The 15,206-nt window shown below is 34.7% G+C and carries 13 protein-coding genes; 5 read left to right on the forward strand and 8 right to left on the reverse strand.

Annotation, left to right across the window (positions count from 1 at the left end):
* Window position 1: 1 nt before the first annotated feature.
* The 5 genes from AC6CHK_RS07090 to amaB form a co-directional block, all read right to left on the reverse strand.
* Window positions 2-457: a transcriptional regulator gene (locus AC6CHK_RS07090; protein ID WP_498094894.1), complete on the reverse strand. Its 456-nt coding sequence runs from the start codon at window positions 455-457 to the stop codon at window positions 2-4.
* Between the two features lie 121 nt (window positions 458-578).
* Window positions 579-1,097 carry a GNAT family N-acetyltransferase gene (locus AC6CHK_RS07095; protein WP_498094896.1) on the reverse strand — a complete coding sequence of 173 codons (519 nt, stop codon included), beginning with the start codon at window positions 1,095-1,097 and terminating at the stop codon, window positions 579-581.
* Between the two features lie 137 nt (window positions 1,098-1,234).
* The gene (locus AC6CHK_RS07100) at window positions 1,235-1,465 is read right to left on the reverse strand and encodes a DUF2007 domain-containing protein (RefSeq protein ID WP_498094898.1); all 231 of its coding nucleotides are present in this window, start codon (window positions 1,463-1,465) and stop codon (window positions 1,235-1,237) included.
* Window positions 1,466-1,527: 62 nt separating this feature from the next.
* The gene (gene lat / locus AC6CHK_RS07105; protein ID WP_498094900.1) at window positions 1,528-2,853 is read right to left on the reverse strand and encodes an L-lysine 6-transaminase; all 1,326 of its coding nucleotides are present in this window, start codon (window positions 2,851-2,853) and stop codon (window positions 1,528-1,530) included.
* 99 nt (window positions 2,854-2,952) lie between these two features.
* The gene (amaB, locus tag AC6CHK_RS07110) at window positions 2,953-4,503 is read right to left on the reverse strand and encodes an L-piperidine-6-carboxylate dehydrogenase (RefSeq protein ID WP_498094902.1); all 1,551 of its coding nucleotides are present in this window, start codon (window positions 4,501-4,503) and stop codon (window positions 2,953-2,955) included.
* 107 nt (window positions 4,504-4,610) lie between these two features.
* Here amaB and AC6CHK_RS07115 point away from each other — a divergent pair, with 107 nt between their 5' ends.
* The gene (locus AC6CHK_RS07115; protein ID WP_498094904.1) at window positions 4,611-4,787 is read left to right on the forward strand and encodes a histidine kinase; all 177 of its coding nucleotides are present in this window, start codon (window positions 4,611-4,613) and stop codon (window positions 4,785-4,787) included.
* Between the two features lie 48 nt (window positions 4,788-4,835).
* On the opposite strand, the gene AC6CHK_RS07120 is transcribed toward AC6CHK_RS07115, so the two are convergent.
* The 3 genes from AC6CHK_RS07120 to ccsB all read right to left on the reverse strand — a co-directional run bounded on the left by AC6CHK_RS07120 (window position 4,836) and on the right by ccsB (window position 9,626).
* The gene (locus tag AC6CHK_RS07120; protein WP_498094906.1) at window positions 4,836-5,024 is read right to left on the reverse strand and encodes a type II toxin-antitoxin system antitoxin; all 189 of its coding nucleotides are present in this window, start codon (window positions 5,022-5,024) and stop codon (window positions 4,836-4,838) included.
* A 204-nt stretch (window positions 5,025-5,228) separates the two neighbouring features.
* Window positions 5,229-6,098, reverse strand: coding sequence for an SPFH domain-containing protein (locus tag AC6CHK_RS07125; RefSeq protein WP_498094908.1), 870 nt, complete (start codon window positions 6,096-6,098; stop codon window positions 5,229-5,231).
* Between the two features lie 261 nt (window positions 6,099-6,359).
* Window positions 6,360-9,626 carry a c-type cytochrome biogenesis protein CcsB gene (gene ccsB / locus AC6CHK_RS07130; RefSeq protein ID WP_498094910.1) on the reverse strand — a complete coding sequence of 1,089 codons (3,267 nt, stop codon included), beginning with the start codon at window positions 9,624-9,626 and terminating at the stop codon, window positions 6,360-6,362.
* Between the two features lie 237 nt (window positions 9,627-9,863).
* On the opposite strand from ccsB, the gene AC6CHK_RS07135 reads away from it, so the two are divergent.
* From AC6CHK_RS07135 to AC6CHK_RS07150, 4 genes are all read left to right on the forward strand, one after another.
* Window positions 9,864-12,362 (forward strand): FtsK/SpoIIIE family DNA translocase, encoded by a 2,499-nt coding sequence (locus AC6CHK_RS07135; RefSeq protein WP_498094912.1) that lies wholly within the window; start codon window positions 9,864-9,866, stop codon window positions 12,360-12,362.
* Window positions 12,363-12,398: 36 nt separating this feature from the next.
* Window positions 12,399-12,860 (forward strand): hypothetical protein, encoded by a 462-nt coding sequence (locus AC6CHK_RS07140; RefSeq protein WP_498094914.1) that lies wholly within the window; start codon window positions 12,399-12,401, stop codon window positions 12,858-12,860.
* A gap of 124 nt (window positions 12,861-12,984) precedes the next feature.
* The gene (gene lolA1, locus AC6CHK_RS07145) at window positions 12,985-13,632 is read left to right on the forward strand and encodes an outer membrane lipoprotein periplasmic chaperone LolA1 (RefSeq protein WP_498094916.1); all 648 of its coding nucleotides are present in this window, start codon (window positions 12,985-12,987) and stop codon (window positions 13,630-13,632) included.
* A 68-nt stretch (window positions 13,633-13,700) separates the two neighbouring features.
* Window positions 13,701-15,155, forward strand: a complete 1,455-nt coding sequence (locus AC6CHK_RS07150) for an LptF/LptG family permease (protein ID WP_498094918.1) — start codon at window positions 13,701-13,703, stop codon at window positions 15,153-15,155.
* Window positions 15,156-15,206: the final 51 nt, after the last annotated feature.

Consider the following 15,206-nt stretch of genomic DNA (forward strand, 5'->3'; position numbering starts at 1 on the left):
TTTATAGTTTATTAAGAGATTCTTGAATATTTGAAATACTTTTGTTTAAAAGAGATTTATAGACTTCCATTTTTTGATCGTATTCTTTGTCATTTACTTTGCGGAAATTTTCAAGATCGTCTATAAGTTTTAATTCGTCTTTCATTTTCTGAACTATTTTTTCAAATCTGATTTTTTTGTAATCGTCGTTGGCGAAAAAATAACGTTTTCTTTCGTCCATTTTATTTACATCAACAATCAGCTGTGAATTTAGCAATAGAGAAATGCTGGTGGAAACTGAGCTTTTACTTGCAGAAAATACTTCTACAAACTCGTCAAAAGGAATTCCCACCTTTTCAAAATCGAAAATAAGGTAGGAATATATCTTAGAAGCTAATGGAGGCAGATTCAATATTGTGCTGTAAAACTTCACTGCATCCTGAAAAATCTTCTCATCAATTCCTATACTTTTATTCATATATAAAAATTTTAACAAAAGTAGAAATTAGTTCGGAACCAAACGAACAAACTTGATAGAGTTTATAAATACATAGCTTTATAAAGAATCAATCAAAAGCCATTTAACTTTTAGATGTTTTTTAAATCAATAGCTTTTCGAAGGCTTTTCTCATTCCGCCGGCTAAAAAAACTTCTCCGCAATAAGAATAGCCTGCTTTTTCAAGAATTTTGAGCATTGCAATGTTATCATAATTGGTATCTACTTTTACACTTTGTACATAGTTTTCTTTAGTAAACTGCTCAATATGATCAAAAAGCTTTCTCACCAATCCTTGTCCCGCAAAATCCTCATGTACGGCAACTCTGTGTACAACCACAAATTCTCCGTTGCTCAGCCATTCACCTTCAATTGTACTGTAAGCGGGTTCATCATTGAAGATTAACGCAACATAAACTGCTATCTTATCATTTATCGTAAGCACATAACCAAAGTCTTTTTCAATATCACTTTCTATTGTCTGAAGATTGGGATATCCGTTCTGCCATTGGCTACTTCCGTCTTTTCGTCTTCTTTCAATTGCCTGCTGTATAATTTCCCAAATACTATTTTTATCCTCAGCTTGCGCTTTTCTGAATTCAATTTGTTTTTCCTGAGCCATAAACTTTTCAAAGATTAAAATTAAAAATATATAATTAGATTTTCGAAAAAATAATTCATTATCATTAAAAAAACCGAAAATTAATACAATTAATTTTCGGTTCCGAAGTAGTAAAATTTAAAATTATGAAATTGATTTTATTGATTTTGATTCTGTTGAAGATAAGCATCAATTATCTCAAATGCTTTCTTCTCATCTGCTAAATCAACCATTACTTTCAGCGTTGTCGCCGTAGGCGTTGTTGTGAAAGTAAGATAATTGTTTTCGACATCATTTGCAATCTGCGCCTCTTCTAATTTAGACTTTATCAACTGAATTTCTGAAGGATTGTCACTTTCAAAAACTGATACTCGCGTGTTTCTTTCCATATATTATCCGTTTGAGTATCTAAATATAGGATGAATTTTACAAAAATCCAAATTTTAAAGTTTTAAATTTTATTAATATTATTCTCAATTTTATCTAAAGCAATCTGAATTTCCTCTTTAGTTACGTTCAAATGCGGTCTGAAACGCAACGAGCAATCGCCACAAGCCAGAATAATTAAACTGTCATTATAAAGAATTTCTCTTAAATGATTTCTTTGCTCATGTGTCGGCAAATCTATGGCGCACATTAAGCCTTTTCCTCTTGCATTTGAAATTTTGTCGGGATATTTCACGGTAAGATCCAGTAATTTTTCCAATAAAAATTCTCCGACAACTTTAGCATTTTCAACTAAATTTTCTTTTTCAATAACTTCCATCACCAATTGGAAACGAAGCATATCAATAAAGTTTCCTCCAAAAGTGGAATTAATTCTTGAACTTTCTCTGAATACATTATTAGGAACTTCATCAAATTTTTCTCTGTTTGCTATAACTCCGCAAACCTGGGTCTTTTTACCAAAAGAAATAATGTCCGGAACAATGTTCAAATGCTGAAATGCCCACATTTTTCCGGTAATTCCTATTCCGGTCTGCACTTCATCGAAAATCAACAAAACTTCATTTTCATCACAAAGTTTTCTAAGATCTTCAAAAAATTCGTCTCTGAAATGATTGTCACCGCCTTCTGCCTGAATCGGCTCAATAATGATACAGGCTACTTTATTAGGGTTTGATAAAATGGCTTCTTCTATATTTAAAAGCGCCAGTTTTTCATTATTAATGGTTTCTTCTAAATTTTCTTCGGTAATTGGGAAGTGCAATTTAGGATTTAAAATTCTAGGCCATTCAAACATCGGAAAATATTGATATTTTCTTGGGTCTGCGGTATTCGTTAAGCTCAGTGTATAACCGCTTCTTCCATGAAATGCCTGTCTGAAATGTATGCAGATTCCGGCTTCAACGTCGATATCTTTTTCAAAATTCTTTTTAGTTTTCCAGTCGAAGCAAGCTTTCATAGCATTTTCTACACCTAAAGCTCCGCCTTCGATAAAAAAAGCATATTGAAGCTCTTCGGGCATTGCAACTCTTTCAAAAGTTTGCAAAAATTCGGCATATTCTTTAGAATAAACATCTGCCAAAGTTGGTTTGTTAATGGCCATTTTCCCCAGCCATGCAGATTTTTCCACCAAATAAGGATGATTGTAACCGATAGATGCCGAAGCAAACATTGAAAACATGTCAAGATAATTTTTACCGGTGACCTGATCATGTATCCACGATCCGAAAGAGTTTTCGATATCCATTACAAAATCAAAACCGTCTGCCAAAACATGTTTGCCGACTATTTCTTTTACTTTATTAGTTTTTGTTTCTAGTGTTTGTTCCATATTCTTGTGATCCAGATTAAAAGTATTTAAAGATTAAAAAAATGATAAATGATTATAATTTCTTAATCCTTAAATAACTAAATGTTTATATTAAGCTCTTTATAAATCAAATTTAATTCCTTGTGCTAAAGGTAATTCTGCAGTATAATTAATGGTATTGGTTTGTCTTCTCATGTAGTATTTCCAAACATCTGAACCGGATTCTCTGCCGCCGCCGGTTTCTTTTTCTCCACCGAATGCGCCTCCGATTTCGGCACCGGAAGTTCCGATGTTGACGTTTGCAATTCCACAATCTGATCCTAAATGAGAAAGGAAAAGCTCAGCTTCTCTCAAATTCTGCGTCATAATCGCAGAAGACAAACCTTGAGGCACATCATTTTGTATGGCAATCGCCTCTTCTAAAGTTTTGTATTTAATTAAATATAAAATCGGCGCAAAAGTTTCATGCTGTACAATTTCGAAAGAATTTTCTACTTCAGCGATGCATGGTTTTACATAACATCCGGATTCGTATTCTTTTCCTTTTAAAACGCCGCCTTCCACAACAAAATTTCCGCCTTCTTTTTTACATTTTTCAATTGATTTTTCATACTGATTTACAGCATCAACGTCGATAAGCGGTCCGACATGATTATTTTCATCCAACGGGTTTCCGATTTTTAGTTGTCCGTAAGCCTTTACCAATCGATTTTTCACTTCATCATAAACATCTTCATGAATAATCAGCCTTCTTGTAGAAGTACATCTTTGCCCGGCAGTTCCTACCGCACCAAAAACAGCACCGATGATCGACATATCGATATCTGCATCTTTGGAAATAATAATCGCGTTGTTTCCACCTAATTCTAAAATAGATTTTCCGAATCTTTCAGCGACTTTAGAAGAAACCATTCTTCCGACTCTTGTAGATCCTGTAAAAGAAATCATTGCAACACGTTTGTCTTCCACCAATTTTTGCCCGATCTCATGATCTGCGACCAAAACACTGGAAATGCCTTCCGGAAGATTATTTTCTTTAATAACTTCCATCATAATATTCTGACATGCGATGGCGCAAAAAGGCGTTTTTTCTGAAGGTTTCCAAATGGTAACATTACCGCAGATCCATGCAAGAGCCGTATTCCAGGCCCAAACAGCAACCGGGAAATTGAAAGCGGTAATCACGCCAACGATGCCAAGCGGATGATATTGCTCGTACATTCTGTGTCCCGGTCTTTCGGAATGCATTGTATAGCCGTGAAGTTGTCTCGAAAGACCAACTGCAAAATCGCAGATGTCGATCATTTCCTGAACTTCACCCAAGCCTTCCTGCAAAGATTTTCCCATTTCGTAGGAAACCAATTTTCCTAAGTCATCTTTATATTCTCTTAATTTCTGCCCAAGCTGCCTTACGATTTCACCTCTTTTTGGCGCCGGAATCATTCTGAATTCCTGAAATGCTTTTTGTGCAGAATCAATTACTTTATCATAATCGTTTTCGGATGAAGTTTTCACTTTGGCGATCAATCTTCCGTCCGACGGAGAATAACTTTCAATGGTTTTCCCTGATGCGAAAAACTTTCCGCCTGTAGAAGTTCCTTTATTTTCAGCTTTGATCCCAAGATTTTTTAATGATTTTTCAATTCCGAAATCTTTGACTTTTTTAGACATAAATGTTTACTTTTCGTTTTGCCTAAGATAAAAAGAATTATCAGAATGGTCAAATTTTAATCATTTAACATTATTTTTATTTGGAATGATTATAAACATCTTTATCTTTGCATTATAATTCTATGCTTTCAGAAATGGAAAATTCTCAGGAAAATAATTCAAAGTTTAAAAAATGGTTTAAGCGTGTCGGCTGGGCCGGATTTGCCTTTTTTACTATAAAAGGTTTGGTTTGGCTGGTTATATTTTATTTCGGTGCAGACACGCTTCAAAGTTGTATTAAATAAAAAAAAGCAAAGAAGTTTCTCTACTTTTTTGTTAATTATTATAAACTGTTATTCTTTTTTCTTTCTTCCTGCTTCTATTAAGCTTTGATGAAGCAAGTATTCAATCTGTCCGTTTACACTTCTGAATTCATCATTTGCCCATTTTTCGAGAAGCTTATAAGTTGACTCTTCAATCCTTATGACGAAAGATTTTTTACTTTTATTTTCGGGAGGTTTTGGAGTTTTTTCAGATTTCATTTTCTTTTGTTTTCTAATACTTTTTTTAACATAAAGAGTGCAAAGGCTTCTACAAGCTTTATGTTTTTTAAGTTCGCAAAGACGTTTCACTCAGCAAATAAAACTTTCTTTGTCATTCTGAATGAAGAATAGCGGAATGAAGAATCTATTTTAATCACATATCTTGAGATTCTTTCTTCGTCAGAATGGCATACTGATTTCATTTTAATTATACAAAGTTCCTGCATTTAGAATTGGTTGCGCTGCTTTTTCACCGCAAAGAACAACCATTAAATTGCTTACCATTGCCGCTTTTCTTTCATCATCCAATTCTACAATATTTTCTTCTGAAAGCTTTTTTAATGCCAAATCTACCATTCCGACTGCGCCTTCCACGATTTTGGTTCTTGCTGCAACGATTGCTGTAGCCTGTTGTCTTTGAAGCATTGCACCCGCAATTTCCGAAGCATAAGCTAAATGTGAAATTCTTGCTTCCTGAATGATGATTCCCGCTTTTGAAAGTCGATCCGTCAATTCCTCTTCCAAAATAGAGTTGATCTTTTCACCGCCTTCTCTTAAAGTAATCGGGGCATGATCGTCTTCAAGATTATCATAAGGAAAACTCATCGCCAAATGACGAACCGCCGCTTCACTCTGCATTTTCACGAAATCTGAATATCTTTCAACATCAAAAGCCGCTTTGTAGGTATCGCCAACTTTCCAGACCATAACAACAGCAATTTCGATCGGATTCCCCATTTTATCGTTTACTTTCAGAGTTTGTCCTTGAAGGTTTTCTGAACGTAACGACATTTTCTGCGAGGAATACAATGGATTGATAAAAAATAATCCGTTGTCTTTTACAGTTCCTACATATTTTCCAAAGAAATTCAAAACTCTTGAATGATTGGGCTGGATAATCATTAAACCTTTAATAAAAAAGAAAAACAAAATAAAAGCAACTACCGATAAAACGATGTTGGTGACGTTTTCCGCATCAATTCCTGTAATAAATAAATAGGCTGACGCAATAAACAAAATTAAACAGATAACTAAAGCTAAATAGCCAGACATTGGTTTTAAAACTTTTTCCATGATTATAAATTTTTAAAGTGATATTAATTTGATATCATAAAGATATAAATTAGTTTTTAATTATGAATTATAAGTTTTGAATTTTTTAGAGTAATATTTAAAACACTTCGACTTCGCTCAGTGTGACAACGCTAATTAATTGCTAGTTTCAGCGCAGTAGAAGATTTTTACACTACAGAGTTAATTATTTTAATTGGTATTTAAGAACAAAAAATCCTGAAAGATAACTTTTCAGGATTTTAATAATAATTAATTGATAACTTATTTTTTCTTAAGTGCAGTAAATTTAAAATATGATGCTAAAGATAATACCAACATCGTAGATAAGCCGATATATACCCAATCCGGGATCGGAACCGGATCTCCAGCCGCATACGAATGCAAACCGCTCAGATAATAATTAACTCCGAAATACGTCATTACCATCGAACAAAATGCAAACATTGTTGCCACATGGAATGCCCATCTACTTCTCAATCCCGGAACCAATCTCATATGCAAAACAAACGCATACACCATAATTGAAATAAAAGCCCAAGTTTCTTTCGGGTCCCAACTCCAGTATCTTCCCCAGGATTCATTGGCCCAGATTCCTCCTAAAAAGTTTCCAACCGTTAAGGTAAATAATCCAATTGTAAGTGACATTTCAGAAACGATTGCTAATTCTTTTAATGTAGTATCATTATGAAATTTAAATAGTTTTTTATCAGAAATAATATAAAAGACCAGTGATATTACGGCAATAACCATCGATAGGGCGAAGAAGCCATAACTTGACACAATGATCGCAACGTGTACAATCAACCAATACGATTTCAAAACAGGAACCAGTGGAGTAATCTGCGGATCAAGAGCTGAACCTCCATGTGCAAAGCCCATCATGATAACCGCAACCATAAATCCGGCAGCAGGAATCAATGCGTTTGAGTTTCGGTACAATATTAATCCAGCCGTTATTCCAATCCAGGAAATGAAAATAATCGCTTCATAACCGTTACTCCAAGGTGCATGTCCGGAAATATACCATCTTGCGACCAATCCCAGGAAATGGCAAATATATCCAATCGCTCCGATTGCAATGATTATTTTAATTGTTTTCCTTAAAATTTTGTTGTTTTTAAATAAATCAACAAAACCTAGAATTAATAATAAACCTCCAATTAAGGTGTAAAATATTAAAAGCTTGAAATTAAGATTCACTTTATTCATGAATACTTCAAGATCAACTTTAGATTTTGACGGCACTACATTTTTGCCCCATTTTTGCTGATATTCTGAAAGCTTGGCCAATTCAGCATCTGCTTTGCTCCAGTCACCGGTTTTTTGCGCCTGAAGAGCTTCTGCAAAATAAGGTCCCATTACTTTTTGAGATTCCATATCCGGCTCCATTTTTTGGTCAAGCCACGAATGCCAAGTATGATTCGGATCGTTTTTTACAGGAACAATTCTCATGAACTGTCCGCTGAAAAATTCATTAAAAATCTGTACTCTTTCGTTTACTTTAATAACTTGTTTGTCATATTCAGACTGCTCTGCCGGTTTTTTACGGAAAGCAGTATTGTAATCTTCATCCAAAATATACGTCAGGTTTCCATTAGCATCTGCCGGAAAAAGATTCATTAAAGAAGTATATCCGTCTTCGTCGGCTTTTGTTTTTTCTAAAAGGTCTTTTCCTCCTTTCGCATCGATTTTAATCAGAGGAACCATTGTCCAGCTCGGCGTGTCTGTATTTATCGATAAAAACCATTGATTAGCGGTAAGCGACTTTCCGTCTGTTCCTCTGAAAGCATCTTTTTTATAAAGCTTTCTTAAAACATCTAAAGCCTGGGTATTGATAGGAACAATTCTACCTTCAAAATTCTGTACCAAAAGATATCCGAATTTATCTGCATGCTCTGCGCTGATTTTATTTCTTGCAATGATTTCGTCAGGAGAAATCATTTTCATTTTCGTTAAAGGTGCTGCCATTGAATTCTGCTGAGCTTGTGGCTGAGCCTGAATAGCCTGCGAATCTTGTGCGTGATTGTGACCGTCACCTTCCACATGAATGTGTTCTCTGCTTCCGTCTGTCGTCCCGTGAGTTTCAATTTTCTGGGCATTAAGTCCGAAACTTAAAAATAAAAGTAAAACAGCCGCTGCTCTTTTTTTGTTGACGTCTTTCAGCATTTTATTTAATTTCCAGAAATGAGTTCCTTTCCAGAAGAAAATGACAAACATTCCTAAAAATAAAAATCCGTAACCGATGTAAGATATTAAAGTTCCCCAGAAATCATGGTTTACCGATAAAACGGTTCCCATTCTGTCCGGCAAAAAGCTTGCCTGGAAAAAACGATATCCTTTATAATTAAGAACATTATTCATATAAATTTTATAAGGAATCTGTTTACCTTCATCAATGATTTTCACATGACTTTCGTAAGCGCTCGGAGAAGAACTTCCCGGATATGTTTCCATCACAAAATCATCTAATTTTAAAGCAAACGGAGTGTTGTAAATTTTTGGTCCAAAACCAACCATAATATTCAGTCCGTCCATGGTTACCTGTTTGTAGGCGTTTGGATTTCCTCTTTCTACGGATAAGTCTACAATCTGTTTTGTTTTCGGGCCTTCAATTTCAACGGTCATCACATCGGGAACGTTTTGGTCTTTCTTTTTGTCACCTTCAAAAGCCATTAATTTGCCTTTTTTAAGACCTTCAGGAACAACCAATTTTAATTCATTGATTGTATAAAGACTTCTTAAAACCAAAGGCTGAAATTCATTTTTTACCGTATTTCCTGTAGCCTGTGTTGCCATCGTCATATAATTGGCGTCGACTGGAGTTTTAATTAAAATCTGTCCGTTTTCTTTTTTAAATTCAATTGCACCATCGATTGATCTGTTGAAAGTTACCAAAGTTCCGTTGATCGATTTTGTTTCACCGGGTTTTATGAAAATATTTTGTCTTCCCGTTTCTGCTGTAGAAACCAAATGAAGATATTCTGCACCATTCGGATCAGCAATTAAACTGTCTTTTTTTCTCTGAACATAATCCAAAGTCTTCACTTTTACCTGCTTTCCGTGAAAATCGTAAGTTGCATTGAAGTTTTTATGCAAAGGCGACATTAAATAAGGAACATCCTGATAATTCAAAACATCACCTTTATCTTCTATCTGAATTTTAAAAAAATGCTTATCGGTAACGATTTCATTGGAAGTTTCACCTTCTCTGATCACCATTTGTCCTTCAAAGCTTACGTATCTCGTAATCGCACCACCAATAAATATCAAAATAAACGAAAGGTGAAAAACCAAAACCGGCCATTTGTCGCGTCTCCAAAGACGATAACGCCCAATGTTTCCGATAAAATTTAAAATAAGCAAAAACATGATTAGCTCAAACCATTTTGCTTCATAAATTAGTGCTTTCGCTGTGGGCGTTCCATAGTCGTTTTCTAAGAACGTTGCATAAGCCATTGAAACCGCGAACGCCAACAATAGAACAGCCATTGTCCTGGTTGAAATAAGAATATCCTGGATCTTCTTCATGATTTTTTTTACTTGACATGCAAAAATAAGGATGATTAAATGAAAGGCAGACAAAAAAAGCTGTTTTTTGTCATTAGAAGCGTGCTAAACCGTTATTTTGAATCATTCTTAATAGTTGTGAAATTTTTATGAAAAATCAAAAATAAAGTTGCTTACAACAACAGAATAAGACTTCGTTTTCATGAAAAAAAAGAATAACACTATTAAAAAAACACTAAATTTGCCGAGATTGACATTATGGAAAAGAAAGCACAAAAACCACAGACAGACGCGCCTGACAAAGGCAAAATATTATCAAAACCCCGCATTTTTTTCGGGCTTACCTTTATTGTTTTTTCCGGAATTCTTACATTCTCCTTCATTTCTTATTTGATGAATTGGAAAGCAGATCAAAGTCAGGCCGGAACCATGCTCGATAAAACGATAAAATCTTCCAATATTTTTGGAAAGCTTGGCGACTGGCTGGGCAATATTTTTATTTTTGAAAGTATTGGTGTTGCTTCATTTATTGTTGCCTTTCTTTTTGTCGTATTCGGAACGATGATTTTAAAGAAAAAAATCTTCAAACCGTGGATGACTTTCGGGCATTCTTTGTTTTTTATCTGTTGGCTTCCAATTTTTTTCGGTGCTATTACAAAAGGACAGGGAAATGCCGGAGTTTTAAGCGGAGTTTACGGTTACCAAATTATGGATTCGCTAAATGCAATCATCGGAAGTGTCGGCCTTTGGCTGGTTTTGGTGGTAAGTATTGCTTTATACTTCATTCTTGAATTTAACATGAGACCTAGCTCAATTAAAGCTAAGCTTGATGAAATTAATGAAAATACAATAGGAAGAGTAAAATCGATGATGCCAAATTCAAGTGAAAATTTTGAAGCTGATGAAGAGCTCGAAAGCGAAATCAAGGAACCATCTTTAAATGTAAAAGTAACGGATCTTTCGGAAAACGGAAAAGATGAGCCTCTGAAAACTTCCGCTGATGTGGAAAAAATCGTCACACCAAATCAGACTTCTTTTGAAGAGGAGAAAAAAGACTTTTCACAATCTTTAAACTTAAATCTTACAACAAAACCCAATATTCCGGCAACAAAACCTGAAGACGCTTTTGATCTGAAACCTTCAACTTCTCCGACGGACGGAATTAAATTTAATGTAGAAGTTGCGCCGGCTGTTGAGATTTTAGACGATTCTGAAAAACAATCCAACGATTTGATTGAAAAACACGGCTTGTACGATCATAAGCTTGATTTGGCGAAATTTCAGATGCCGACTTTAGATTTATTGAGAGATTACGGAAATGAAGAAATTCATATTAATAAGGAAGAATTAGAAGAAAATAAAAACAAAATTGTTGGTCTTTTAAAGAATTTCAATGTTGGAATTGCTGAAATAAAAGCGACCATCGGACCAACCGTAACTTTATACGAAATCGTACCTGAAGCGGGAATCAGAGTTTCTGCGATCAAAAAATTGCAGGATGATATTGCTTTGAACCTTTCAGCTTTAGGAATCAGGATTATTGCGCCAATGCCCGGAAAAGGAACGATCGGAATTGAAGTTCCAAGAAAAAACCCAACAATGGTTTCTATGCGTTCGGTGATTGCTTCACAAAAATTTCAGACCACAGACATGGATCTTCCGGTTGTATTTGGGAAGACGATTTCTAATGAAGTTTTCATGGCAGATTTATCAAAAATGCCTCACTTATTGATGGCGGGAGCAACAGGACAAGGTAAATCTGTCGGAATTAATGCAATTCTTACTTCCCTGCTTTACAAAAAACATCCGAGCGAACTGAAATTTGTAATGGTTGATCCTAAAAAAGTGGAACTTTCATTATATTCAAAAATCGAAAGACATTATTTGGCAAAACTTCCGGATTCGGAAGATGCAATCATTACGGATACGAATAAAGTAATCAATACGCTGAATTCTCTTTGTGTGGAGATGGATCAAAGATACGATCTGCTTAAAAATGCATTTTGTAAAAACTTAAAGGAATACAACAAAAAATTTAGCGAAAGAAAATTAAATCCTGAAAACGGACACCGTTATTTACCATATATTGTTCTGGTTGTAGACGAATTTGCAGATTTAATCATGACTGCCGGAAAAGAAGTTGAGCTTCCGATCGCAAGATTGGCGCAGCTGGCAAGAGCGGTGGGAATTCACCTGATTGTAGCTACACAAAGACCTTCCGTGAACGTAATTACTGGGATGATTAAAGCAAATTTCCCTGCAAGAGCGGCATTCAGAGTTATTTCGAGTGTCGATTCCAGAACGATTCTGGATTCTCCGGGCGCGGATCAGCTGATTGGAAAAGGTGATATGCTTTATTTTAACGGAAATGAAATTTTGAGGCTTCAATGCGCATTTGTTGATACTCCGGAAGTTGAAAGATTAGCTGAATTCATTGGCGAACAAAAAGGTTATGCTTCGGCATTTATGCTTCCTGAATATGTTTCTGAAGAAACGACAAGTACCGTCGGAGCTTTTGACCCGAACGAAAAAGATGCTTTGTTTGAAGATGCTGCGAGAATTATTGTTTCGACTCAACAAGGTTCGACTTCGATGCTTCAAAGACAATTGAAATTAGGTTACAACAGAGCCGGAAGAATTATGGATCAGCTTGAAGCAAGCGGCATTGTTGGAGGCTTCAACGGAGCCAAAGCAAGAGAAGTTTTAATAAGTGACCTTCATTCTTTGGAACAGTTTTTAGATGATCTGCGAAGTTAAAATAAATCTAAAAGTTAAATAATAAAAAATACAGTAATGAAAAATTTTAAAACAAAAACCTTAAAATTGTGCTTCATATTATCAATATTTGCTTTATCTTCTTGTGCATTGAGATCAATTCCAAGCGATTATGCAGATGTGAAAATTGATAAGGTAGATCTTAATACTTTAGGGAATGGTAAAATACTAATCTACAACGGTGCAAATTTTTTGCATTCAATGGACAATACCGCAAGGTTAAATATTTGGATTGATAATAAACCCGTTGGTCAGATCAGAACGAAAGAATATATGATTATTGATCTTAATAAAGGTAATTACGAATTTACAGCGCTTCATTTGGATATGGTAAATATGAGGAGCAAACACAAAGTTCAGATTGATGACAACACAACAGTTATAAGGATTGAGCCTACTATTACCTCAAACAAGCTGACAATAACTAATTCTTTACCTCAAAATTTTGATAAGTTTGTATACCGATTAGAGAGGAAATAAAATAATTTTCATATCCTTGGAACAGTTTTTGGAAGATCTGCGAAGTTAAAAGACAAATAAGTATTAAATTTTAACTTTTAGCATTACAGAATGTCTAAAGAATAGTAAAATTAGAAACAACAACATGAAAAAAATAATTTCAAAAGTAATATTAGCAGGTTTCGTTGTAGGAAGCATTGGTTGGGCACAAGCTCAGAAAATTGATGCTAAAGCCAAGAAAATATTGGATGATGTTACAGCCAATTATAAGTCTAAAAAGAATACGTATTTTAAATTTGCTTTCGGAAGTGGCGTCAACGGAACTGTCACCAAAACAGAGCCGGGGATTTATTATGCTGCCGGAGATAAATACAAATTGAAAATCATGGAAACCGAGCAGGTTTTTGATGGCAACAAAATCTACAATATCAATACTGAAGATATGGAAGTAACGGTTGCAAAGCCTAATGAAAGCAGCACAATGTTCTCTCCTATCAATTATCTTACTTCATACAGAAACGATTATAATGTAGCTTATGCAGGTAAAAAAACTGTTGACGGAAGAAGTGCAGATTTTATAAAATTAACTCCTGTAAAATCAAACGGATTGAAATACATTTACATCTTTGTAGATTCAGCAAAAAAGCAAATGCTGAAGCTTGAACAACATGGAAACAACAAAGATATTGCAGTGATTGATATTAAAGAATACAAAGAAAATCAGCAGCTGGACCCGAAAATGTTTGTTTTTGATAAAAATAAATTCAAAAATTATCTGGTAACAGAATTATAATACTAAATAAATCTTAAAATTTAAAAGTCACAAAGGAAACTTTGTGGCTTTTTGATTAATTTTGGCGAATGTTTAAAATATTAGACCGATATATTATTAAAACCTTTTTTGGGCCGTTCTTTTTTATATTCAGTGTATTGTTTTTCATTTTTATTGTAAACATTATCTGGATTCAGCTGGGCCAGTTTATGGGAAAAGGTTTGAGCTATCTGCAAATCATGAAACTCCTTTTTTATCTTGGAGTAAGTGTTGTAAGTATGGTTTTACCGCTAACGATACTTTTGGCGAGTATCATGTCTTTCGGTGAATTTGGTGAGCGATACGAGCTTGCCGCCATGAAAGCTGCCGGAATTTCGCTAACAAGAGTAATGATGCCGCTTTTGGGAGTGGTCACTTTGTTGGCAATCCTACTCTATTTCTTTTCAAACAATATTATTCCCGATTTTCAGAAAAAGGCAAAAAATATGCTTTTCAATATTGCCCAGACAAAACCTGCCTTGAATTTTACGCCGGGCCAGTTTATTGATCAGATTCCGGGTTATATGGTGAAGTTTGATAAAATTCAGGGTGAAGAAGGAAGAGATTTGGAAGGAATTTTCATTCACAAAAAGGCAAGCACCTTTGAAAATCAACAATCGATTGTTGCCGAAAAAGGGAAATTTGTAACTCCGGCCAATAAAAATTATCTGCAATTGGTTTTATATAACGGATATGTTTTTGAAGATACCTACGCCGGAAAACCTGAAAATGTAAGGCAAAAACAGCCCGATCAGGCAATAAAATTTGACACATTGGTTTCTCATTTCGACATCAGTGAAATCATCAACAGAGCTATTGAGCAGGAAAGAATCACCGACGATTACCGCTTTCAAACCTTTACCGAGCTGTATACGACGATTGATAAAACAAAGAAAGAAAATGACAGAATGGCGGATAGAATAAGTAATGAAGTTATTTCACAAACCAATCCGGTCATCAGTTATATGGATAAAAACAAAGCTAAAGCTCCCGTTAAATCTCAATACAAGCTTGATACTTTGAAATCTGATAAAAAGCTTGAAATTATTTACAACGCTCACGAAAGATTAAATAACCTTAAAAGCACACTCGATAGCAAAAATAATGAGCTTAATCCCAGCATAAAATATTTCAGTAAAGTAGTTATTTATCAGCAGAGAATCATATCCTATTCATTTACCTGCATCATTTTCTTTATGATTGGTGCGAGCTTAGGTTCAATCATCAGAAAAGGAGGAATGGGAGTTCCGGTGATTGTCGCCATCGTTATTTTTATTATTTTTTATGTAATTAATGTAGGATTTGAGAACGTTGCCTGGTCCGGAAAGATGAGTCCATATTTGGCTGCTTGGCTTCCAAATATTATTTTGTTTCCTTTTGGAGTTTTAATGACTTATAAAGCGCTGACAGATTCGCAACTATTTGATTCGGAAAAATATAAAGCACTTTTGAAGCCAATTACGAGAAGATTTAGCAAAAGTAAAGAGCATAAAAGATATCAATAATTTAAAGTCCGGTTTTTTCCGGACTTTTTTGTGATGTTCAAAGAATTAATT

The organism is Chryseobacterium sp. GQ58, from assembly GCF_059758895.1.